Here is a 19911-nt window from a genome sequence, read left to right on the forward strand (position 1 = left end):
TGCCTTGACAAGCACCCCCGCGCCGCGTTTTTGGCTTCGTATCGGGGTGCAGGGCCGGGTGTGGCTGCGCTGGTGGGTTTGGGTGCGCGGGCTGCCGTGAGTGGGTGGGCGCGTGGTGTGGCTGCGTGGGCGGGTTGGGTGCGCGGGTGCGGTTGGGATGTGTGTGTGGCGGTGGCTTGGGTGCGCTGGTGGGTTGGGTGCGCGGGTGCGGCTGGGTAGGTGGGGGCGCGCGGGTGCGGCTGGGCGGGTGGCTGAAAGGCCGTGAAGGGCCCCTTGAGGGAATCTACGTCCGTGAAGGGGCCCCTCACGGCCGGTTGCGGGTCGTGAGGGGAACCCTGAGGGAATCAGTGGCTGTGAAGGTGGCCCTCACGGACGTCGGGCCGGGCCGGGCGGGGTGAGGTGTGCGCGGGCTGCGGTTGGGCTGCGTGGCTTGCTGGTGCTGCGAACGTCTGTAAGGGGGCTCTTGAGGGAATCTGATTCCCTCGATGGGTCCTCACAGGTCTCGGCATCGTGCACCGGCAGGGTGTAGTGCGCGCGCCACTGAGAAAACCCCGAAGTAGCGGACGATCGCGGCGTGGCGCGGCGACTGGGCGGGCGGTCGTGAGGGGAACCCTGAGGGAATCAGAGTCCCTCAGGGTTCCCCTCACGGACGGCGTCGGCGGGGTGGGCGCGAACCGTGAACTGTGCGGATCGCGCGCACTTTGCTGTCTTAACCGCGTTCGATGAGGTGGCCTACTACTTCTGGGCCGGGGTGGGCGTGGCCTGAGCCGTCGCGGCGGAGGTCTACTTCGGGGAGTTCCACGGGGTCTCCGGTGCGGCTCGCGCCTGCTGGGCGGGGGCCGATCCAGGCGACCTGGACTTCGGTTTCTCCCTTGAGGAATCGGTGGGTTCGCACGCCGCCGGTGGCTCGGCCTTTTGCCGGGTATTCGCTGAAGGGCGTGACCTTCACGCTCTGGCCCGTCGCCGTGACGACCATGGGTTCGCCGTGTTCTTCGTCGTCGGTGCGGATGGCGCCGAAGAAGACCGCAGTCGCGTTTGCGGACAGTTTCACTCCTGCCATGCCGCCGCTCTTGGTGCCTTGCGGGCGGATCAGGCTTGCGGCGAAACGCAGCAGGGACGAGTCCGACGAGACGAAGGCCAGGGTTTCGTTTCCGTCCGTCAGCCAGGTCGCGCCTACGACTTCATCGCCCGCCTTGAGGGTGATGATCTCGAATTCGTCCGAGCGGACTGGCCAGTCCGGGGCACAGACCTTCACTACGCCGGCGCGGGTGCCGATGGCCAGGCCTGGCGAGTCTCCTGCCTGCTCGCCCAAGGGCGCGATGCCTACCACGCGTTCGCCCTTTTCCAGTGGTACCAGTTCTTTTGCTGCCATCCCGCCACGAAGCGAGACCGTGCCTGCTTGCTCTGGGAGCACCGGCAACGGCAGGACATCCGTCTTGAACGCGCGGCCTCGGCTGGTCACCAGCAGCACCTGGCCCCGCGCGGTGGTGTGCACGACGGCGGACACGGCATCGTGTTTTACGCGGCCGTTGCGGCGGCGGACTTCCGACGCCTCTTCGGATTCCGCGGCGGTGCGGGCGACCAGGCCGGTGGCGGAGAGGATCACCTGGCACGGGTCGTCGGCGACCTCCAGCGGGCCGGACGGCTTCGACGCGGCCAGGACTTCCTTCAGGTCGCCGTCGATGAGGCGGGTGCGGCGTTCGGTGGGGAAGTCCTTGGCGATCTTCGCCAGCTCCGCCGACACGAGCTTCTTCAGGACCGACTCGTCCTCGAGGATCGTGGTCAGTTCGGCGATTTCCGCGCGGAGCTTTTCCTGCTCGTTTTCCAGTTCCAAGCGGTCGTACTTCGTCAGGCGGCGCAGGGGAGTGTCGAGGATGTAGGTCGCCTGGATTTCGGACAGCTTGAACTTCGTCATCAGGCCGTCCTTCGCGGCGGCCGCGTTTTCGCTTTCGCGGATCAGCCGGATGACCTTGTCGATGTTCAGCAGGGCGACCAGCAGACCGTCGACGAGGTGCAGGCGCTCTTCGCGCTTGCGACGGCGGTAGCGCGTGCGCCGCGTGACGACCTCGTAGCGGTGCCGCAGGAAGACCTCCAGCAGCGCCTTCAGCCCGAGCGTCTGCGGCTGTCCGTCGACGAGCACCAGGTTGTTGATGCCGAACGACTGCTCCAGCGGCGTGAGCCGGTACAGATCCGCCAGCAGCGCCTGCGGGTTGACGCCCACCTTGCACTCGATGACGAGCCGCGTGCCGTTCTCGCGGTCGGTGAGGTCCTTGACGTCCGCGATTCCGGTGAGCCGCTTGGACTTGTTGACCTCGTCGGTGATCTTCTCGATCACCTTCTCCGGGCCGACGCCGTACGGCAGCTCGGTGACCGTGATGGCCTGCCGTCCTCGGCTGCCTTCCAGCGGGCCGGTTTCGACGTTCGCGCGCATGCGGACCACGCCGCGGCCGGTTTCGTAGGCCTTGCGGACCTCGTCCAGGCCCAGCAGGCTGCCGCCGGTCGGCAGGTCGGGGCCGGGGACGTACTCCATCAGCTTGTCGAGCGTGGCGGTCGGATGGTTGATCAGCCACCGCGCGGCGCCGATGACCTCGCCGAGGTTGTGCGGGATCATGTTGGTCGCCATGCCGACCGCGATCCCGGACGTGCCGTTGACCAGCAGGTTCGGGTACGCGGCGGGGAGGACCGAGGGCTCTTCGAGCGAACCGTCGTAGTTCGGGCGGAAGTCGACGGTGTCCTCGCCGAGTTCGCCGACGAGCAGCATCGCTTCGTTGGACATCCGGGCCTCGGTATAACGCGAGGCGGCCGGGCCGTCGTCTGGGCTGCCGAAGTTTCCGTGCCCGTCGACCAGCGGGGCGTTCATCGAGAAGTCCTGCGCGAGCCGGACCATCGCGTCGTAGATCGCCACGTCGCCGTGCGGGTGGTACTTGCCCATCACGTCGCCGACCACGCGCGAGGACTTCACGTACGCGTGCGTCGGGCGGTAGCCGTTCTCGTTCATCGAGAACAGGATCCGGCGGTGCACCGGCTTCAGGCCGTCTCGTGCGTCCGGGAGGGCGCGCGAGTGGATCACCGAGTACGCGTACTCCAGGTACGAGTCTTCGATCTCCGTCTTCAGCGGGTTGTCGAAGACCTGCGCGCCCGGCGAGTCGAACGCGCTCGGGTCGACCCGGGTCACCGGGGTCTTGCTACGGCGAGCCATGGCTCACAACTCCTTGGGAACGAACGGAAAACTCAGACGTCGATGGCGTCGCGGTCGACGCGGTCGGACGATTCGACCAGCCAGTTGCGCCGCGGCTCGACCTTTTCGCCCATCAGCAGTTCCAGCGCCAGCTCCGCGGCCTCGACGTCCTCGAGCGTGATCCGCCGGACCGAGCGCGTCGCCGGGTTCATCGTGGTTTCCCACAGTTCGTCGGCGTCCATCTCGCCGAGGCCCTTGAACCGCGGCACCGGCGTGACGATCTGCTTGCCCGCCGCTTCGAGTTCGGCGACCTTCTGCTCCATCTCGCGCTGGGTGAAGGTGAAGACGGTCTCCGAACCGCGGCCCTTCGTGGTGATCTTGTGCAGCGGCGGCATGGCCGCGTACAGCCTGCCGTCCTCGATCGCCGGGCGCATGTACTTCGCGAACAGCGTGATCAGCAGCGTGCGGATGTGCGAACCGTCGACATCCGCGTCCGCCATCAGGATCACCCGGCCGTAGCGCATCGTCGACAGGTCGAACGTGCGGCCGGTGCCCGCGCCGAGCACCTGCACGATCGACGCGATCTCGGCGTTCTTCAGCGTGTCGCCCAGGGACGCCTTCTGCACGTTGAGGATCTTGCCGCGCAACGGCAGCAGGGCCTGGTACTCCGACACCCGCGCCATCCGTGCCGAACCGAGCGCGCTGTCGCCCTCGACCAGGAACAGTTCGCTGCGCGAGACGCCCGTGGTGCGGCAGTCGACCAGCTTCGGCGGCATCGCCGCGCCCTCGAGCGCGGTCTTGCGCCGGGCGGCGTCCTTCTGCTGTTTCTGGGTGAGCCGCACGCGCGCCGCGTCGACCACCTTCTGCAGCACGATCTTGGCCTCGGACTTGGTCTTCCGGTCCTCGGTCCAGGCGCGCAGCTGCTTGTCGACGATACCCTGGATGACGCGCGTGATGCCCGCCGTGGACAGTTCGTCCTTGGTCTGCGAGGTGAACTGCGGCTCCGGCAGCCGGACGTGGATCACCGCGGTCATGCCTTCCAGCACGTCCTCGGTGGTCGGCGGGTCCTCTTTCGCCTTGAGCAGCCCGCGCGTCTTGCCGATCACGTCCTGCATCGCGCGGGTGACCGCGCGGTCGAACCCGCGCCGGTGCGTGCCGCCGTGCACGTTGCGGATCGTGTTGGTGAAGCATTCCACGGTGCGCTCGTAGCCGGTGCCCCAGCGCAGCGCGACCTCGACCTCGGCGTGTCGCTCCACATTGGACTGCATGACGCCGTTGGCGTCCGCCGCGTTCTCCTTGTACGTGCCCGTGCCGGTGATCATCAGCGTGCCGCAGACGGGTTTTTCGCTGTCCGGGGCGAGGAAGTCGACCATGTCCACGAGCCCGTTCGGGAAGTGGAAGGTCTCCTCGTTGATGGTGTCCTCGAACGTGGTGCGCAGCACGTACGTGACGCCTGGCACGAGGAACGCGGTGTTGCGCAGCTTCGCGCGCACGCCCTCGACGTCGAGCACCGCGCCGGTCTCGAAGTACCGCGCGTCGTACCAGTAGCGGATCGACGTGCCGCTGCGCTCGCCGCGCTTCATCTTGCCGACGAGGTTGAGCCCGGAGCGGCGGGTGAACTTCGCCTTCGCACCGGGGCCGTCGAACACGCCGGGCACGCCGTGCGCGAACGACATCTGGTGCACCTTGCCGTCCTGCTTCACCGTGACGTCGAAGCGGTGCGACAGCGCGTTCACCGCCGAGGCTCCGACGCCGTGCAGACCGCCCGACGTCTTGTACCCGGAGCCGCCGAACTTGCCGCCGGCATGCAGCCGGGTCAGCACCAGTTCGACGCCGGAAAGGCCGGATTTGGCGTGCACGCCGGTGGGAATGCCGCGGCCGTCGTCGTCCACCTGGACGCTGCCGTCGCCGTGCAGCGTGACGACGATGCGCGAGGCGTGGCCGGCCACGCCCTCGTCGGTGGAGTTGTCGACGACCTCGGAGAACAGGTGGTTGATGCCACGGCTGTCGGTGGAGCCGATGTACATCCCGGGGCGCTTGCGAACCGCCTCGAGTCCCTCGAGGTGGGTCAGGTCGTCGGCCCCGTACAGAGTCTCAGCAGTCACGAGGTCGTTCTCCCGGATCGAGGCGAGCTGTTCGGTGGGCAAACAGGCGGCCGGAGCAGGGGCCCCGGGCCGTCACCGTACTGCAGGATATCCGCACCCCCCGACAGGATCTGGCCGCTGCGCCCCCAGTGGGGTCCGGCAGCGTGTCCCAGGTCACCGGTATAGTCCCGTAGGAATACATCTTCCACGCGAGTAGTTGTGCCGACAAGCAAGGTAAGAAGCAACCGGCTAGGGAGCGGTCATGCAGTTCGGAATCTTCTCGGTGGGCGACGTCACGACCGACCCCACCACGGGCGTCACGCCCACGGAGCACGAGCGCATCAAGGCGATGGTCAAGATCGCGCTCAAGGCCGAAGAGGTCGGCCTCGACGTCTTCGCCGTCGGAGAGCACCACAACCCGCCGTTCGCCGCGCCGGCGAACCCCACGGTGCTGCTGTCGAACATCGCGGCACAAACGGAGAAGATCGTCCTCTCGACGTCGACCACCCTCATCACCACCAACGACCCGGTGCGCCTCGCCGAGGACTACGCCATGCTGCAGCACCTGGCCGACGGGCGGCTCGACCTGATGATGGGCCGCGGCAACACCGGCCCGGTCTACCCGTGGTTCGGCAAGGACATCCGCGAGGGCATCCCGCTGGCCGTCGAGAACTACGCGCTGCTGCACCGGCTTTGGCGCGAGGAGGTCGTCGACTGGCAGGGCAAGTTCCGCACCCCGCTGCAGGGCTTCACCTCGACCCCGCGCCCGCTCGACGGTGTGCCGCCGTTCGTCTGGCACGGTTCGATCCGCAGCCCGGAGATCGCCGAACAGGCCGCCTACTACGGCGACGGATTCTTCGCGAACCACATCTTCTGGCCGACCTCGCACTTCCAGCAGCTGATCGCGTTCTATCGGCAGCGCTTCGAGCACTACGGGCACGGCAAGGCCGACCAGGCCGTCGTCGGCCTCGGCGGGCAGGCGTTCATCCGGCCGAAGTCGCAGGACGCGTGGAACGAGTTCCGGCCGTACTTCGACAACGCGCCGGTGTACGGGCACGGTCCGTCGCTCGAGGACTTCACCGAGCAGACGCCGCTGACCGTCGGCAGCCCGCAGGAGGTCATCGACAAGACGCTGACCTTCCGCGAGCACTTCGGCGACTACCAGCGCCAGCTGTTCCTGATGGACCACGCCGGCCTGCCGCTGAAGACCGTGCTGGAGCAGCTCGACCTGCTCGGCGAGGAGGTCGTGCCGGTGCTGCGCAAGGAACTGGAAGCGAAGCGCCCGGCGCACGTGCCGGACGGGCCCACGCACGAATCGCTCAAGGCGGCCCAGGCTGTCAACGCCTGACCCGGGTACCGCCGGATTGAGGGGAGAGGTCATGACTGCACGCACCATCGCCGTGGTCACCGCCGGGTTGAGCCAGCCGTCGTCGACGCGGCTGCTGGCCGACCGGCTGGCCGAGGCCACTCGCGCCGCGTTGGCCGACGACGACGTGACGGTGAAGGTATTCGAACTCCGCGACATCGCGGTGGACGTCACCAACAACATGCTCACCGGGTTCCCCAGCCCGCAGCTGCGGGAAGTGATCGACACCGTGACGCGTGCGGACGGCCTGATCGCCGTGACGCCGGTGTTCACCGCTTCCTACAGCGGGCTGTTCAAATCGTTCTTCGACGTGCTGGACAAGGAAGCGCTCGACGGCAAGCCAGTGCTGCTGGCCGCGACGGGCGGTACGGAACGGCATTCGCTCGCGCTCGACTTCGCGCTCCGGCCGCTCTTCGCCTACCTTCGCGCCACCGCGGTTGCGACGGGCGTGTACGCGGCGTCGTCGGACTGGGGCAGCGTCGAGGCGACCGGTGCGTTGCAGCAACGCGTGGAGCGGGCTGGCCGCGAGCTGGCTCAGCTGGTCGCGGCGGCACCCGAGACGAAGCCGGATGACGAGTACGCCTCGGTGTCGTTCGAGCAGTTGCTGTCTGGTCGCTAAGGGCGGCTCCTGGCGGTGAGGATGGCTTGCGGCGCTGGGGTTTCCGGGTCGAGGAGTAGTTCGGTCTCGACGGTGAATCCGGCGTCGTTGAGCCAGGTCGTCATGCGTTCTCGTGGGCGGCGGTGCACCTGGAGCTTCATCGGGTGGCCGCCGTAGCCCTCGGTTTTGAGCCGGGTTTCGTTGCCGACGTGGAACAACAGCTGCAGCAGTCCTCCGGGACGCAGGGCTTGGCGGAAGTTCGCGAAGACGTCCGGGAGCAGGTCGTCCGGCAGGTGGATGACCGACTGCCACGCCACGATCCCGGCCAGCGAAGCGGCGGGCAGCGGGTCGGTCATCGAGCCGATCTCGAACCGCAGTGTCGGATAGTCGCGCCGGGCGACCTCGATCATGCCGGGGGACAGGTCGATGCCGTAGGCGGCTACGCCGAGTTCGTTGAGGTGGGCGGTCACTTGGCCGGGACCGCAGCCGACGTCGGCGACTGGGCCGTCGCTGACCTGCTCGGCGAACAGCCCGAGCGCGGCAAGCAGATACGGCTGTTTGCCGAGCGCGTTACGGACGAATGCCGCGTAGTCCTCCGCGACGGTGTCGTACGAATTCCGGGTGTCGGTGAGCCATTCCATGTCAGCCTGCCGGGGTCTGGGCGATGAGGACGGTGGCGCGCGTGGTCCAGCCCAGCGCTGAGTACAGCTGTTGACCATCCGCGGTGGCGACGAGAATCCCGGTGGTAGCGCCACCCGCCATGGCGCTTTCCGCGAGCGCACTCATCACGACGCTGCCGAGGCCGCGGCGGCGATGCTCGGGCACGGTTTCGATCCGGTCCGCGATGGCGTCGGTGCCGACCACGGCCATCGTTCCGCGCGCCGCAATGCCTGAATCGGGATGCCTCAGCACGGTTTCGCACACCGTCCCGTTCATGGTGGTCGCGTACGTGTAGGGCGGTGGAGCCGAGCACGGTGGATGTCGGCGCAGGGGAATGGTCATGAGCGCTTCGCGTTCGTCTCGCAGCTTCAGGCCAGCCTCGCGCATGATCGTCTCGACCGACTCAGGCCGGTTTGTCGGCACGGTCAGCCACGTCGGGCGCGACGCCGCGGCCACCTCGGCAGCCAGGCCGCGCAGGACGTCCGGTTCGGCGGACAGCGCGACGATCTCGCGGTGCCGACCCGGTTGTTCGACCAGGACGTGCAGCCCGCCTCGGGCTTGTTCGGCAGGACGGAAGCCTCGGGATGCGCCCCATCCCGCCTGCCAGCGGAGGATGAGGTCAGGCAGTGCTTCGACCACGTTGAGCAGCTAAGCATTCAGCACCGACAAAAACGCGCGGGGACGGCCGCCGGAGCGAGTCCAGTATGGACAGTCCGGCGAGGTTTCGCCTGGCAGCACTGCGCGCCGGACGGCACACTAACCCGATGGGATTGGGCAAGCCAGTGCGCCGGGTGCTCCTGTCGGTCGTCGGCGGGGCGCTGGTGATCGTCGGGGTCGTGCTGCTCGTGCTGCCGGGGCCGGGACTGCTGCTCGTGCTCGCCGGATTGCTGGTGCTCGCGTCGGAGTTCCCGGCGCTGCAGCGATTTGTCGACCCGGTGCGGACGCGGGCGATGCAGGCTGCCGAGGAAAGCGTGTCTTCGCCGTGGCGGATCGCCGGTTCCGTGCTGGCTGGGCTGGCTTTGCTGGCCGCGGGCATCGTGTGGGGGACGGTTCGGTCGCTGCCGCTGAGCGGGTGGAGCACTGGGACGAGCCTGATTCTGTCCAGCTTGATTCTGTTCGCGCTGCTGATCTGGAGTTACCGGCGGGTGCGGGCGAAGCGAGCCTCAGGCCAGCAAGGCGGCAAGGCTTAGGTAGCCGCCCCCGCCGATCACGACGCCAGCCGCCGCGCCGACGGTCACTTGCGCGACGGTGTGGTCTTTCAGCTCGACGCGTGACCAGCAAACCCACGCCACCGCAAGGAAAAGCAAGGCAAGCCAGGGGCTGTAGACCTTCATCAGCATCACGGTCGACCCAGCGGCAACCATGGCGTGCATCGAGATTTTGAATTTCAGCCCGAAGGTCACCGCCAGCGCGACCACCAGACAGGCCAGCTCAGCGGCCGCCAGCGCGATCATCTCGTGCGGCGCGGAGCCGACGAGCAGCACCACGAATCCGAGCGCGAGAGAGCCGATGCACGCGGCGAACGGCACGAGCCGACCGGCGCGGTCGGTCACGTGGTGGCTGTCCCACTTCCCGCGTTTCGCGCCGCGCACGATGACCGCCATCGGGATCAGGGAACCGGTGATTCCCACGATCAGGCCCCACAGCACGGCTTCGCCGAGTCGGTGGCCGGTGACCTGCCAGGCGACCGCGAGCGGCAGGCCGAGCACCCACACCCAGGGGGCGAGCACTTCCGTCGCCGCTCGCGCCAGGCGGTGGCGGGTATCGGCGGGAGCCAGTTCGTCCGGCGGGGCGGATGGCACGGCTGGGCTCCTCGGGGCTCGGTCGTCTCGGCGCTGGGGAATGGTACCGGGGCCGGGGAAATAAAAGCGCCTGGACCTGCGAACTCGCGGGTCCAGGCGCTTCTCGGGGAGCTCCAGGCGTTAGGAGGCGTAAAGCTTGGCCACCTCCGCAGCCGACAGTGCCCGGTCGTACACGTGCACCTGGTCGACCGCCCCGTTCAGGAAGTCGACCGGATTGCCGCCGTACTTCCCACGTCCGATCACCGTGTGCCCGGTGGACGCCTCGCCCAGGCAAACACTGCGCGACGCCGCCAGCTGGCCGTCCACGTACAGCGCGAGCTGCCCGGTAGCGGCGTCGCGGACACCGACCAGGTGGTACCAGCGTCCGGCTTCCGGCGTCATCGGCGCGAGGGCCCGCGTACCGATGAAGCTGAACGCCAGCTTGTGGTCCGCGCCTGAGTACTGCAGGAAGAACGCACTGTGGTCGTTGCCGTCCTGGCTCACGACGGTCTGGAAACCGTCGCCGACCGCGTTGAACTTGACCCACGCGGCGACGCTGTAGCTCAGGTCCGTCTTCGCGAGCGCGGCCCCGGTGTCGGCGTACTGGCCGGAGCCGTTCACCGCGAGGGCCGAGCCGCTGTGTCCGGCGGTCCAGGAAGCGCCGCCGACGAGCGTCGCGTCGTGGTGGCCCACGGTGTCCGCCGCGGTGGTGCCGCTGTTCTCGTCGAACGGGTACGCGGCGATTCCGTCGATGCCGGGAGTGCCTGGCGGGATCACCGGACCCTGTTGCGGTGAACCGTCAACGCCCTTGATCACCGACAGGTTCGCGGCGCGGACGGCGGCGAAGTCCATCTTCTTCACCTGACGGTCGTAGGTGAAGAAGCCGTTGACCTCCTTTTCCACGTCGGTGGTCTGCGTGTACACCCCAGCCGACACCCCGCATTGCCGTCCGGCGAGCAGCAGGCGTTGCTGGAGTTCGGCGTAGCGGCGGGTGAGCGTCGCGCTGTCCGGCTCCATCTCGTAGGCGAAGCTGCCCGCCGGGTCGAATTGGTGGCCGTCGACCTTCAGGCCGAGGCCGCCGTACTCGCCGTCGACCGCGGCGCGGGTCGCGTCCGGCACCGGGGTTCCGGGGCCGGTGTAGGTGTGGTCGTCGTAGAGGTCGCCGCGTCCGCTGTCCGGCTCGGACCGGCAGCAGTTCACCCCGGACTCCGCGTCCACGAGCCGTGTCGGGTCCCAGGCCTTGACCTGGTCGGCGATCCGGCCGACGGCGTAGTCGCCCCAGCCCTCGTTGAACGGGACCCAGGTGACGATCGACGGGAAGCTGCGGTGCTGGTCGATCATCCGGTGCAGTTCGGATTCGAAGTTCGCCTGCGACGCGGGCGTCGCCTCGATGTCGTCCTTCATCGCGGGCATGTCCTGCCACACCATGAGCCCGAGTTTGTCCGCGTAGTAGTACCAGCGATCAGGTTCGACCTTGATGTGCTTGCGCACCATGTTGAACCCGAGCGCCTTTTCCTGTTCCAGATCGAACTTCAGCGCCGCGTCGGTGGGTGCGGTGTAGATGCCGTCCGGCCAGAAACCCTGGTCCAGCGGGCCGAGTTGCATCACGAATTTGCCGTTGAGCATCATCCGCTGCTTGCCGTCCGCGGTCTTGCCGACGGAAACCGACCGCAGGCCGAAGTACGAGCCGACACTGTCCCCGGAGGACAGTGAGACGCGCAGGTCGTACAGGAACGGATCGTCCGGGGTCCACAGATGCGGCCGGTTCACCTTGAGCTTCAACGGGGTGTTCGCCGGTCCGGACACGCGGCCGACGACGCGGCCGTGGTCGTAGGCGACGGCTTCCACGCGTTGCTTCACCGGTCCGCCCACGACGGCGTTGACGGTGACCGAACCGCTGGCGACGTCCGGCGTGGTGTCCACTTTGGAGATGTAGGCCGGGGTCACCGGTTCCATCCAGACGGTTTGCCAGATTCCGGACGACGGGGTGTAGAAGATTCCGTCGCCGGGCTTGCGTTGCTTGCCGAGCGGTTGTCCGCCGGCGTCATTGGGATCCGTGACGCCGACGACGACTTCCTGGTCTTTCCCGGTGGTCAGCGCATTGGTGACGTCCGCGGAAAACGCGTCGTAACCGCCGGTGTGGCGGGCTACCTGATGGCCGTTGACCCACACCGTGGTGTCGTAGTCGACTGCCTGGAAGTGCAGGATCAGCCGCTGGTCCCGCCCGCCGACGTGCCAGTTCTTCGGCACCTGGAACGTCCGCCGGTACCACATCGACGTTTCGTGCCGCATGATTCCCGACAACGCCGATTCGACCGGGTAAGGCACGAGAATGCGTTCGTCGAGACTGCGCTTGATCGGCGGCGAGTCGCCCGGTTTGGCGGCGGAGAATTCCCAGACGCCGTTGAGGTTCTGCCAGTTGTCGCGGGTCAATTGCGGGCGCGGGTATTCGGGGAGGGCGTTGCCCGGGGAAACCTGGTTGGTCCACGGGGTGGTCAGGGGAGGGGTGAGGCGTTGCCATTGCGGTGGATCGGCCGCGGCGGCGGGGACACTCGACAACCCAGACACGGCCACGGCGAGCGCGGCGGCCACCGTGGCCAAACGGCCGGGTCTGCGGGCAGGACGGACCATCGTCGAACCTCCTAGTTACAGGTGGATCAGCGCGGAGGGAGCGGCACGGGTCAGGAGCGGCGGGAGCGGGCCAGCAGCCGCTGGATCACGACGACGACCAGCAGGAACGCGCCGCTGACCACCGTCTGGTAGTTGGAATCGAGAGTGCCGACCTGGTTGATGACGTTCTGGATCAGCGTCTTCAGCAGCACGCCGACGAGCGTGCCGATGACAGTTCCCGCGCCGCCGGTGAGCAGCGTTCCGCCGATGACCACGACGGAAATCGCGTCCAGTTCCGTGCCGACGCCGAGCACGGTGACGCCCGATTGCAGATACGCCGCGGTGAGCACGCCGGCGAATCCGGCGAGCGTCCCGCTGAGCGTGTAGAGGGTGATTTTGGTGCGGGCCACCGGAAGACCCATCAGCAGCGCGGACTGTTCCGCGCCGCCGAGAGCGAACACCGACTGGCCGAACCGGGTCCGGCGCAACAGCAGCCCGCCGAGTCCGAAAAGGACCAAAGCGAGGTACACCGGTACGCCGACACCGAAGATCTTGCCTTGCCCCAACCAGAGCAACGCCGATCCCGGCTCCACTTTGTACGTCGTCGCGCCCTCGTTGGTCAAGGCCAGCAAGAGCCCGCGAGCGAACAGCAGCGAGGCGAGCGTGACGATGAACGGTGCCATCTTCGTGCGGGCAATGAGGAGTCCGTTGATGAACCCGATCAGTCCGCAAACGACCAGTGGCAGCAGGATCGCGACTATCAGGCCGTATCGAGAGCCGTACGCGGCCAGCACACCGCCGAGCGCGTACACCGAGCCGACCGACAGATCGATCCCGCCGGAGATGATCACGAACGTCATTCCCAGCGCGATCACTGCCAGGAAAGAGCTTTGCAATGCGAGATCGCGCAGGTTGTCCGCGGATCCGAAGCGCGGGAAGGCAAACCACGCGGCGGCCACGCCCAGCACGAGGACTACGGCTGCACCTTGGCGTTGCAGGACTGCGGCGAACGCGGCACCCCGTTCCGACGGCGGGGCGGCGGTGGTCGCGATCATCGCGTGCTCCGTTCCCGGGCGACGTACACCGCGGCGACGATGATGGCGGCCTGCACCATTTGCGCGGCGGAATCGGGCAGGTTGTGCTTGATCAGCGTGGCGTGCACCAATTGCATCAGCAGTGCGCCGAACACCGTGCCGAGCACGCGCACGCGGCCGCCAGTGAGCGGAGTCCCGCCGACCACTACCGCGGTGATCGCGGAAAGTTCCATCAGCAGGCCGAGATCGTTGGGATCGCTCGCGGCGAGCCGTGCGGTGGACAGCACCCCGGCGATCGCCGCCAGCGCGCCGGACATGGCGTACACGCCGATCAGGACGCGTTTCACCGGCAGCCCGGCGAGTGTCGCAGCAGGACGGTTGCCGCCGACTGCGACCAGATGGCGGCCGAAAGTGGTGCGCCGCACCAGCAAACCGGCCAGCACCGAGAGAACTGCGGCCACCAGGACCATGATCGGCACCCCGAGGACGTCACCGGTGCCGAGCGCGAGGAAGTCCGGGTTGTGCAGCTGCACCAGCTGTCCGTGCGCGATCACGAGCGCTAGTCCGCGACCGCCGACGAGTAACGCCAGTGTCGCGATGATCGGCTGAATGCCGAGCTGGGCCACCAGAAACCCGCTGAACAGCCCGGATGCGGCCCCGGCGATCAGTGCGACCACGATCACCATCAACGGCCCGGCCCCGAGATACAGCGGGACGAGCGCCGCGGCGACCGACATCACCGAGCCCACCGACAGGTCGATGCCCTCGGTACCGATCACCAGCGCCATGCCGAGCGCGACGATGCACACCGGCGCGGCCTGCACCAGCTGCGTGCGGAAATTGGCCGCGGAGAGGAAGTTCTGCGTGAACGCGATGTTGAACAGCAGCAGCACGATCACGGCCAGGTACACGCCGTAGTTCTGCAGCCAGCTCGTGACGCGAGCGCGGTCAGGTCTCGTCAGTGTCGCGGTCGACATCGTTGTCACCCCCTGCGGCAATGGCCGCCAGCACGTTGTCCTCGGTGACCGCGTCGCCGGCCAGTTCGGTCGCGACGCTGCCGTCGCGCAGCACGACCACCCGGTCCGCGCCGTCGAGAATCTCTTCCAGTTCGGACGAAATCAGCAGCACGCCGAGCCCGTCCTGAGCCAGTTCGTCGATGAGCGCCTGCACCTCGGCCTTGGCCCCGACGTCGATGCCACGCGTGGGCTCGTCCAGCAACAGCACTTTCGGCCCGGTGGCGAGCCAACGCGCCAGCAGTACCTTCTGCTGGTTGCCGCCGGACAGCTCGGAGACCTTCTGCTCCGGGCTGGACGCCTTGATCCGCAACCGTTCCATGAACGTCTTCACCACACGGTCCTGTTTGGACCGGCTGACGAAGCCGAAAGTGGACAGCCGCGGCAGCGCGGCGAGCACGATGTTCTCGCGTACGGACAGGTTCGGAATGATCCCGTCCGCCTTGCGATCCTCGGCCAGCAGTGCGATTCCGGCCCGCATCGCGGCGGAGATCTTCCCGCGCTTCAACGGCTTTCCGGCCAGCAGCACGGTACCGCCGTCGAGCGGGAAAGCCCCGACGACAGCCCGCGCGGTCTCGCTCCGGCCGGACCCGAGCAGCCCGGCCAGTCCGACGACCTCGCCCGGCCGCACGCTCACCGAAACGTCGTGCAGCTTGTTCCCGCCGGACAGATTCGTGGCCTGCAGCAACGGTTCCTTCTCCGCATGATGCTCCTCGCCGAACGCGGTGACGCCCTCGGCGCGGATCTGCCGGATCTCCCGGCCGAGCATCATCGACACCAATTCAATGCGCGGCAACGGCTTCAGCGGTCCACTGTGGACCACGCGACCGTCGCGCAGCACCGTGACGCTGTCGCACACCCGGTACAGCTCGTCCATCCGGTGGCTCACATAGAGCACCGAGATGTCGTCGGCGTGCAACCGGGCCAGCACCTCGAACAAAGTGTCCACTTCGCGCGGTTCGAGCGACGACGTCGGCTCGTCCATCACGACCACACCGGCCTTTGTGGACACCGCACGGGCCAGCGCGACCATCTGCTGCGCGCCGACCGCGAGCGTGTGCAGCGGACGCCGCACATCGGTGTCGATCCCGTAGCCGCTGAGCAGTTCGCGCGCCTGCTCGTTCATCGCGGACCAGTCCACCAATCCGGTGCGGGTGCGCGGTTCCCGGCCGAGGAAGACGTTGCTCGCCACGCTCATCAGCGGAACGAGGTTGACCTCCTGATAGATGGTGGAGATGCCGGCGCGCTGCGCGTCGATCGGCCTGCGGAACTCGACCGGCTCGCCGAGGTGGCGCACCTCGCCCTCGTCCGGCCGGTACACGCCGGTGAGGACTTTGATCAAAGTGGACTTGCCCGCGCCGTTTTCCCCGACCAGCGCGTGGACTTCGCCGCGGCGCAGGCTGAAGGAGACGTCGTCGAGGGCCACGGTGCCGGGGAACCGTTTGGTCACCCCGGACACCTCGAGCACCGGTGCGGTCATGGTCGCCACCTGGGTGTCGGCCGCGCTCGTCATCAGTACGCGTTCCCGACCTTCTGGGCCGCGTTCGATTCGTCGTAGGAGTCGTCGGTGATGACGATGCTCGGCGGGATCGGCTTGCCGTCCTCGAACTGCTGCAGCGTCTGGAATGCCAGCTGCCCGAACCGCGGGTTCGATTCGATCACCGCGTTGTAGCTGCCGTCGACGATCAGCTGCACCGCGTTGCGCGTGCCGTCGACCGACACGACCTTCACGTCCTTGCCGGGGTTCTTGCCCGCGGTCTTGAGCGCGTTGACCGCGCCGATGCCCATCTCGTCGTTCTCCGCGTACACCGCGGTGAGGTCCGGGTGGCTCTGGATCAGCTGTTCCATCACCGACTGGCCCTTGGAGCGGTCGAATTCGCCGGTCTGCTCGGCGACCACGGTGAGGCCGGGCGTCTTCGCGAGTTCGTCCTTGAACCCCTTGGTGCGGTCGGTGGTCACGTTGTTGCCCGAGGAGCCGAGCAGGATCGCGACCTTGCCGTTGCCGCCGGTGGACTTCGCCAGCGCGGCGGCCGCGCGGTGGCCCTGTTCGATGAAGTTGGACCCGATGAAGGTCAGATAGTCGGTGCACGCCTTCGACGTCACCTGGCGGTCGATGGTGACCACCGGGACCTTCTTCGCCTTCGCCGCGTCGAGCGCGGGCTGCAGCCCGTCGGAGTTCAGCGGGGCCACGACGAGCAGCTGCGCGCCCCGGTCCAGCAGCGATTTGATGTCCGAGATCTGCTTGTTGAGGTCACTCTGCGCGTTCGTGGTGAGCAGGTGGTCGGCCGGGATGCCGAGCTTGCCCGCCTCGCTGCGGATGGATTGGGTCTCGGCGATCCGGAACGGGTTCGCCTCCTTCTCCGACTGGGAGAAGCCGACGATCGCGGTCTTCGGGTCGAGCTTCGGGTATCCGGTCTTGTCGATGGTGCAGCCGTCGGCGCTCGGCGCGGCGGACGCGGCCGAGGCGGCCGAGGCGGCCGGGCCGGAGCCATTGCTTTGCGCGGCCGGGGTTTCCTCGCGGCTGGTGCAGCCGGCGAGCACGAGTGCCGTGGCGGCGCCGGCGACCAGAGCGAAGCGGGCAGGGACGGACGGGGACACGGCGGACTCCTCGCAGCCGACGACTGGGGCAACCCGCTCGGCGGAGTGACGGTCGTCACCCCGCTGAGCTCCGGCTATTTTTACATCGTTGGAACAACGTTGTAAACAGGCAAAACGTCGCTACACTACGTGGTCGTCGGGGCTGGTGCCGGAAGCCTCGCGAGCTCGTGATGGGCTCTGGGCGGACGAGATGAGGAGTCAGCGTGGCCGTGACCCTGAAGGACGTCGCTACGCTGGCGGGCGTTTCGGTGAAAACCGTGTCGAACGTGGTGAACGGCTACGCGTTCGTGAAGCCGGAGAACCGGCGGCGCGTGGAAGAGGCGCTGGCCGCGACCGGGTACCGGCCGAATGTCGGCGCGCGCAACCTGCGCCGCGGGCGGACCGGATTCCTCGCGTTGATGGTGCCGGAGCTGAGCATCCCGTACTTCGGCGAAATGGCCGGGCTGGTGATCACCGCTGCGCAGCGCCGCGGATGGAGCGTGCTGATCGAGCAGACGCAAGGGACTCGCGACCGGGAACGGGCCACTGTGGACTCACTGGGCCCGCATCTGGTCGACGGCGCGCTGGTGCATCCCGAAGCGCTCGAAGCAGGCGATTTCCCTGCTGCGGAAGGGAAAATCCCGCTGGTGCTGCTCGGTGAGCACGCGGTGGACGTCGCGCTGGACCGGGTGGCGATCGACAACGTGCAGGCCGCGCACGTCGCGGTGTCGCATCTGGTTTCGCTCGGCCGTCGCCGGATCGCCGCGATTGGCGCCAACCCCAAGCGTGGAACGTCGTCGTTGCGGCTTGCCGGTTACCGGGCCGCGTTGGCGGATGCTGGTTTGCCGTCGGCGGATTCCTTGGTGGAGCCGGTGGCGAAGTACCATCGCGCCGAAGGGGCGGCGGCGATGAAACGCTTGCTGGCACAGGAAGAACCGCCGGACGCGGTGTTCTGCTTCAACGACCTGCTGGCTGTCGGCGCGTTGCGTTCGGCGGCCGAGCACGGGCTTCGGGTGCCGGACGACATCGCGATCGTCGGCTTCGACAACACCGAGGAAAGCGCGTTCAGCCTGCCCGCGCTCACCACGATCTCGCCGGACAAGGCGGCTATCGCCGAGGCCGCGATCGACCTCGTCCACAGCCGCCTCGCCGGTACCGAGAGTGCTGAGCCGCGTTCGGTGCAGCCGCCGTTTTCCCTGGAGATAAGGGAAAGCACGGTCGTTTCCTAGAGGAGCCGCACCGCCAGCACAAGAATCACTGCACTGGACAGCAAAGCGGTGCCGAGCCGTCCGCGCGGACCGGTGAGTCCGCGTCCGAGCAACGCTCCGCCGATGGCCAGCAGCAGTTGCCAGCTGGCCGAAGCGGCGAACGCGGCGGCGGCGAACACAGTGCCGTCGGCTGGTCGTTCGCCGAGGACGAGCGCGGTGAAGTAGATGATGGTGGACGGGTTGAGCAGAGTCAGTCCGAGCAAGGTCGCGTAGGCCCGCAGCGGGTGTGGTTCCGTTGCCAGCAAAGGCGTTTCGGCGGACCGGTAGCGCCGGATCGCGCGGACCGCGGTCCACGCGGCGAGCAGGAACAGCGCTGCGGCGGAGGTCAGGCGCAGGGGCGCGGTGATCGGGGCGAGCAGCGGGGCCAGCGCGGCGCCGCCGGTGGTGGCGAGAACGGCGTAAACGCCGTCCGCGGTGGCCACGCCCATCGCTGCGGCCGCCCCGACCCGCCACGAAGTGCGCGCGGTGAGTTCGACCAGATAGACGCCGATCGCACCGACCGGCATGGCGATTCCGTACCCGGCGACGAGCCCCGCGACCAGCGCGGCGCTCATCGTACGGCCTGGCTCGTCCCTTCCTGAGCCGTCTGCTGCTTGCCGTCGACGGCGAGACAGCGGGACGGGGGACGGCGCGCGGGTTCGGTGGTCATGGCGGGAATACTCGGCTGTCCGTACGGGACTGGGCAACTGGATTTCCGCCGTGCCAGGATGGACGGATGCCAGTCGAACTGCCTGTCCCGCTCGTGGTCCGGTATCGGGCGGTGGATCGGGAAACGGTGGGCTCCGCGCTGGTGGACACCCCGCGACACCTCGACGCCCTCGCTGAGGACATCGCGCGGCACGGCATCTTGACGCCGTTGCGGCTCGGGTTCTGCGAGGATTTCGGGACGCTCGACGGAAACCACCGGATCGCCGTCGCGTTACGGCTCGGGCTGGAGACGGTGCCGGTCACCGTGGTCTGGGAGTCGCGTACTCCCCGCCCCGGGCACGCGCGACCGATGGTGGCGGAGGATTTCGCGGTGCTCAAAGCCGCAGCGGGGAAATAGCCGCTATCCGCCGCGGGCCGAGATCTTGTCGATCACCGTCGCCACCGCCTCGGGCTGGGAGAGCAGCGAGTAGTGGCTGGCGGCCAGTTCGACGCAATCAGCCCCGGCCCGCTCGGCGAACCAGCGCTGCAGGTCCGGGTTGAGGATTCGGTCCTCTGTGGACACTGCATAGGCGGTCGGCAGATCATGCCAGGCTCCGGGGCCCGCCGGTGCGACGAAGCACTCGGCGCGGGCGCGTCGTTGCACCGCGGCCAGCGCGGCTGCCCGTTCGGGAGCCACATCGGCGGCGAGGGCGTAGTGGAAGCGCTCCGGATCGAGCGACGACCAGCCGTCCTGATGGAACACCATCACCTCGCCACCGGGGGCGTCCGGGAAGCGGGCGTTCGCCGAGGGCACGGTCTCGCCTTCGTCCGGGACGTACGCCGCGAAGTAAGCCAAGGCGCTCACCTGAGGATTGTCTTTCGCCGCACCGGAAATCACCGCGCCGCCGTAGGAATGGGCGGCCAGCGTGACCGGACCAGCGAAGGTTGCGAGTTCCCGCCGGACTTCGGCGATGTCGTCGGCGAGCGAGGTCATCGGCAGGTGCACCGCGCGGACCCGGTGTCCCTGCCGGTGCAGCGCGGGAATCACCTCCAGCCACGCCGACCCGTCGCTCCAAGCGCCGTGAACCAGAACGATTTCCGTCATGAGTGCCTCC

Annotated in this window: 17 protein-coding genes; 5 read left to right on the forward strand and 12 right to left on the reverse strand. The window is 68.0% G+C overall.

Going from position 1 to position 19911, the window contains the following annotated elements; translation table 11 throughout:
- Window positions 1–709 precede the first annotated feature (709 nt).
- Both ACZ7OI_RS48935 and ACZ7OI_RS48940 read right to left on the reverse strand, forming a co-directional pair.
- Window positions 710–3199, reverse strand: coding sequence for a DNA gyrase/topoisomerase IV subunit A (locus ACZ7OI_RS48935; RefSeq protein WP_470270968.1), 2490 nt, complete (start codon window positions 3197–3199; stop codon window positions 710–712).
- Between the two features lie 32 nt (window positions 3200–3231).
- Entirely contained in the window at window positions 3232–5283 is a 2052-nt protein-coding gene (locus ACZ7OI_RS48940) for a DNA gyrase/topoisomerase IV subunit B (RefSeq protein ID WP_470270969.1), read from the reverse strand.
- Window positions 5284–5524: 241 nt separating this feature from the next.
- Here ACZ7OI_RS48940 and ACZ7OI_RS48945 point away from each other — a divergent pair, with 241 nt between their 5' ends.
- Complete coding sequence (locus tag ACZ7OI_RS48945) at window positions 5525–6610, forward strand: LLM class flavin-dependent oxidoreductase (RefSeq protein WP_470270970.1); 1086 nt, start codon at window positions 5525–5527, stop codon at window positions 6608–6610.
- Between the two features lie 31 nt (window positions 6611–6641).
- Entirely contained in the window at window positions 6642–7247 is a 606-nt protein-coding gene (locus ACZ7OI_RS48950; protein ID WP_470270971.1) for an FMN reductase, read from the forward strand.
- On the opposite strand, the gene ACZ7OI_RS48955 is transcribed toward ACZ7OI_RS48950, so the two are convergent.
- Window positions 7244–7867, reverse strand: coding sequence for a class I SAM-dependent methyltransferase (locus ACZ7OI_RS48955; RefSeq protein WP_470270972.1), 624 nt, complete (start codon window positions 7865–7867; stop codon window positions 7244–7246). The genes ACZ7OI_RS48950 and ACZ7OI_RS48955 overlap by 4 nt on opposite strands.
- A 1-nt stretch (window position 7868) precedes the next feature.
- Complete coding sequence (locus ACZ7OI_RS48960) at window positions 7869–8525, reverse strand: GNAT family N-acetyltransferase (protein WP_470270973.1); 657 nt, start codon at window positions 8523–8525, stop codon at window positions 7869–7871.
- 125 nt (window positions 8526–8650) lie between these two features.
- Here ACZ7OI_RS48960 and ACZ7OI_RS48965 point away from each other — a divergent pair, with 125 nt between their 5' ends.
- Window positions 8651–9076: a PGPGW domain-containing protein gene (locus tag ACZ7OI_RS48965; RefSeq protein WP_470270974.1), complete on the forward strand. Its 426-nt coding sequence runs from the start codon at window positions 8651–8653 to the stop codon at window positions 9074–9076.
- Here the strand turns inward: ACZ7OI_RS48965 and ACZ7OI_RS48970 are convergent.
- The 6 genes from ACZ7OI_RS48970 to ACZ7OI_RS48995 form a co-directional block, all read right to left on the reverse strand.
- On the reverse strand, window positions 9050–9688 hold the full coding sequence (locus ACZ7OI_RS48970; RefSeq protein ID WP_470270975.1) for a hypothetical protein: 639 nt from the start codon (window positions 9686–9688) through the stop codon (window positions 9050–9052). The genes ACZ7OI_RS48965 and ACZ7OI_RS48970 overlap by 27 nt on opposite strands.
- A gap of 120 nt (window positions 9689–9808) precedes the next feature.
- Complete coding sequence (locus ACZ7OI_RS48975; protein ID WP_470270976.1) at window positions 9809–12298, reverse strand: LamG-like jellyroll fold domain-containing protein; 2490 nt, start codon at window positions 12296–12298, stop codon at window positions 9809–9811.
- A gap of 50 nt (window positions 12299–12348) precedes the next feature.
- Window positions 12349–13332, reverse strand: a complete 984-nt coding sequence (locus ACZ7OI_RS48980; protein ID WP_470270977.1) for an ABC transporter permease — start codon at window positions 13330–13332, stop codon at window positions 12349–12351.
- Window positions 13329–14288 (reverse strand): ABC transporter permease, encoded by a 960-nt coding sequence (locus ACZ7OI_RS48985; RefSeq protein ID WP_470270978.1) that lies wholly within the window; start codon window positions 14286–14288, stop codon window positions 13329–13331. Before ACZ7OI_RS48985 ends, ACZ7OI_RS48980 begins: the two co-directional genes overlap by 4 nt.
- Window positions 14260–15837, reverse strand: coding sequence for a sugar ABC transporter ATP-binding protein (locus ACZ7OI_RS48990; RefSeq protein ID WP_470270979.1), 1578 nt, complete (start codon window positions 15835–15837; stop codon window positions 14260–14262). The genes ACZ7OI_RS48985 and ACZ7OI_RS48990 overlap by 29 nt, the downstream gene beginning before the upstream one ends.
- Window positions 15837–16922, reverse strand: a complete 1086-nt coding sequence (locus tag ACZ7OI_RS48995; RefSeq protein WP_470270980.1) for an ABC transporter substrate-binding protein — start codon at window positions 16920–16922, stop codon at window positions 15837–15839. Before ACZ7OI_RS48995 ends, ACZ7OI_RS48990 begins: the two co-directional genes overlap by 1 nt.
- Window positions 16923–17125: 203 nt before the next feature.
- Here ACZ7OI_RS48995 and ACZ7OI_RS49000 point away from each other — a divergent pair, with 203 nt between their 5' ends.
- Window positions 17126–18130 (forward strand): LacI family DNA-binding transcriptional regulator, encoded by a 1005-nt coding sequence (locus ACZ7OI_RS49000; RefSeq protein ID WP_470270981.1) that lies wholly within the window; start codon window positions 17126–17128, stop codon window positions 18128–18130.
- On the opposite strand, the gene ACZ7OI_RS49005 is transcribed toward ACZ7OI_RS49000, so the two are convergent.
- On the reverse strand, window positions 18127–18723 hold the full coding sequence (locus ACZ7OI_RS49005) for a LysE family transporter (protein ID WP_470270982.1): 597 nt from the start codon (window positions 18721–18723) through the stop codon (window positions 18127–18129). The two genes, ACZ7OI_RS49000 and ACZ7OI_RS49005, sit on opposite strands and share 4 nt — an antisense overlap.
- 161 nt (window positions 18724–18884) lie before the next feature.
- Between ACZ7OI_RS49005 and ACZ7OI_RS49010 the strand changes: the two genes are divergently transcribed.
- Window positions 18885–19214, forward strand: coding sequence for a ParB N-terminal domain-containing protein (locus ACZ7OI_RS49010; RefSeq protein WP_470270983.1), 330 nt, complete (start codon window positions 18885–18887; stop codon window positions 19212–19214).
- A gap of 3 nt (window positions 19215–19217) precedes the next feature.
- On the opposite strand, the gene ACZ7OI_RS49015 is transcribed toward ACZ7OI_RS49010, so the two are convergent.
- A complete protein-coding gene (locus ACZ7OI_RS49015; RefSeq protein WP_470270984.1) occupies window positions 19218–19901 on the reverse strand; it encodes an alpha/beta fold hydrolase in 684 nt (227 codons plus the stop codon).
- Window positions 19902–19911 lie beyond the last annotated feature (10 nt).

The sequence above is a fragment of the Amycolatopsis sp. NPDC114503 genome, assembly GCF_055633655.1.

Coding starts and splice junctions, on each gene's coding strand:
- ACZ7OI_RS48935 (WP_470270968.1), bottom strand. CDS start 3,199: ATGGCTCGCCGTAGCAAGACCCCGGTGACCCGGGTCGACCCGAGCGCG.
- ACZ7OI_RS48945 (WP_470270970.1), top strand. CDS start 5,525: ATGCAGTTCGGAATCTTCTCGGTGGGCGACGTCACGACCGACCCCACC.
- ACZ7OI_RS48950 (WP_470270971.1), top strand. CDS start 6,642: ATGACTGCACGCACCATCGCCGTGGTCACCGCCGGGTTGAGCCAGCCG.
- ACZ7OI_RS48955 (WP_470270972.1), bottom strand. CDS start 7,867: ATGGAATGGCTCACCGACACCCGGAATTCGTACGACACCGTCGCGGAG.
- ACZ7OI_RS48965 (WP_470270974.1), top strand. CDS start 8,651: ATGGGATTGGGCAAGCCAGTGCGCCGGGTGCTCCTGTCGGTCGTCGGC.
- ACZ7OI_RS48975 (WP_470270976.1), bottom strand. CDS start 12,298: ATGGTCCGTCCTGCCCGCAGACCCGGCCGTTTGGCCACGGTGGCCGCC.
- ACZ7OI_RS48980 (WP_470270977.1), bottom strand. CDS start 13,332: ATGATCGCGACCACCGCCGCCCCGCCGTCGGAACGGGGTGCCGCGTTC.
- ACZ7OI_RS48985 (WP_470270978.1), bottom strand. CDS start 14,288: ATGTCGACCGCGACACTGACGAGACCTGACCGCGCTCGCGTCACGAGC.
- ACZ7OI_RS48990 (WP_470270979.1), bottom strand. CDS start 15,837: ATGACGAGCGCGGCCGACACCCAGGTGGCGACCATGACCGCACCGGTG.
- ACZ7OI_RS49005 (WP_470270982.1), bottom strand. CDS start 18,723: ATGAGCGCCGCGCTGGTCGCGGGGCTCGTCGCCGGGTACGGAATCGCC.
- ACZ7OI_RS49010 (WP_470270983.1), top strand. CDS start 18,885: ATGCCAGTCGAACTGCCTGTCCCGCTCGTGGTCCGGTATCGGGCGGTG.
- ACZ7OI_RS49015 (WP_470270984.1), bottom strand. CDS start 19,901: ATGACGGAAATCGTTCTGGTTCACGGCGCTTGGAGCGACGGGTCGGCG.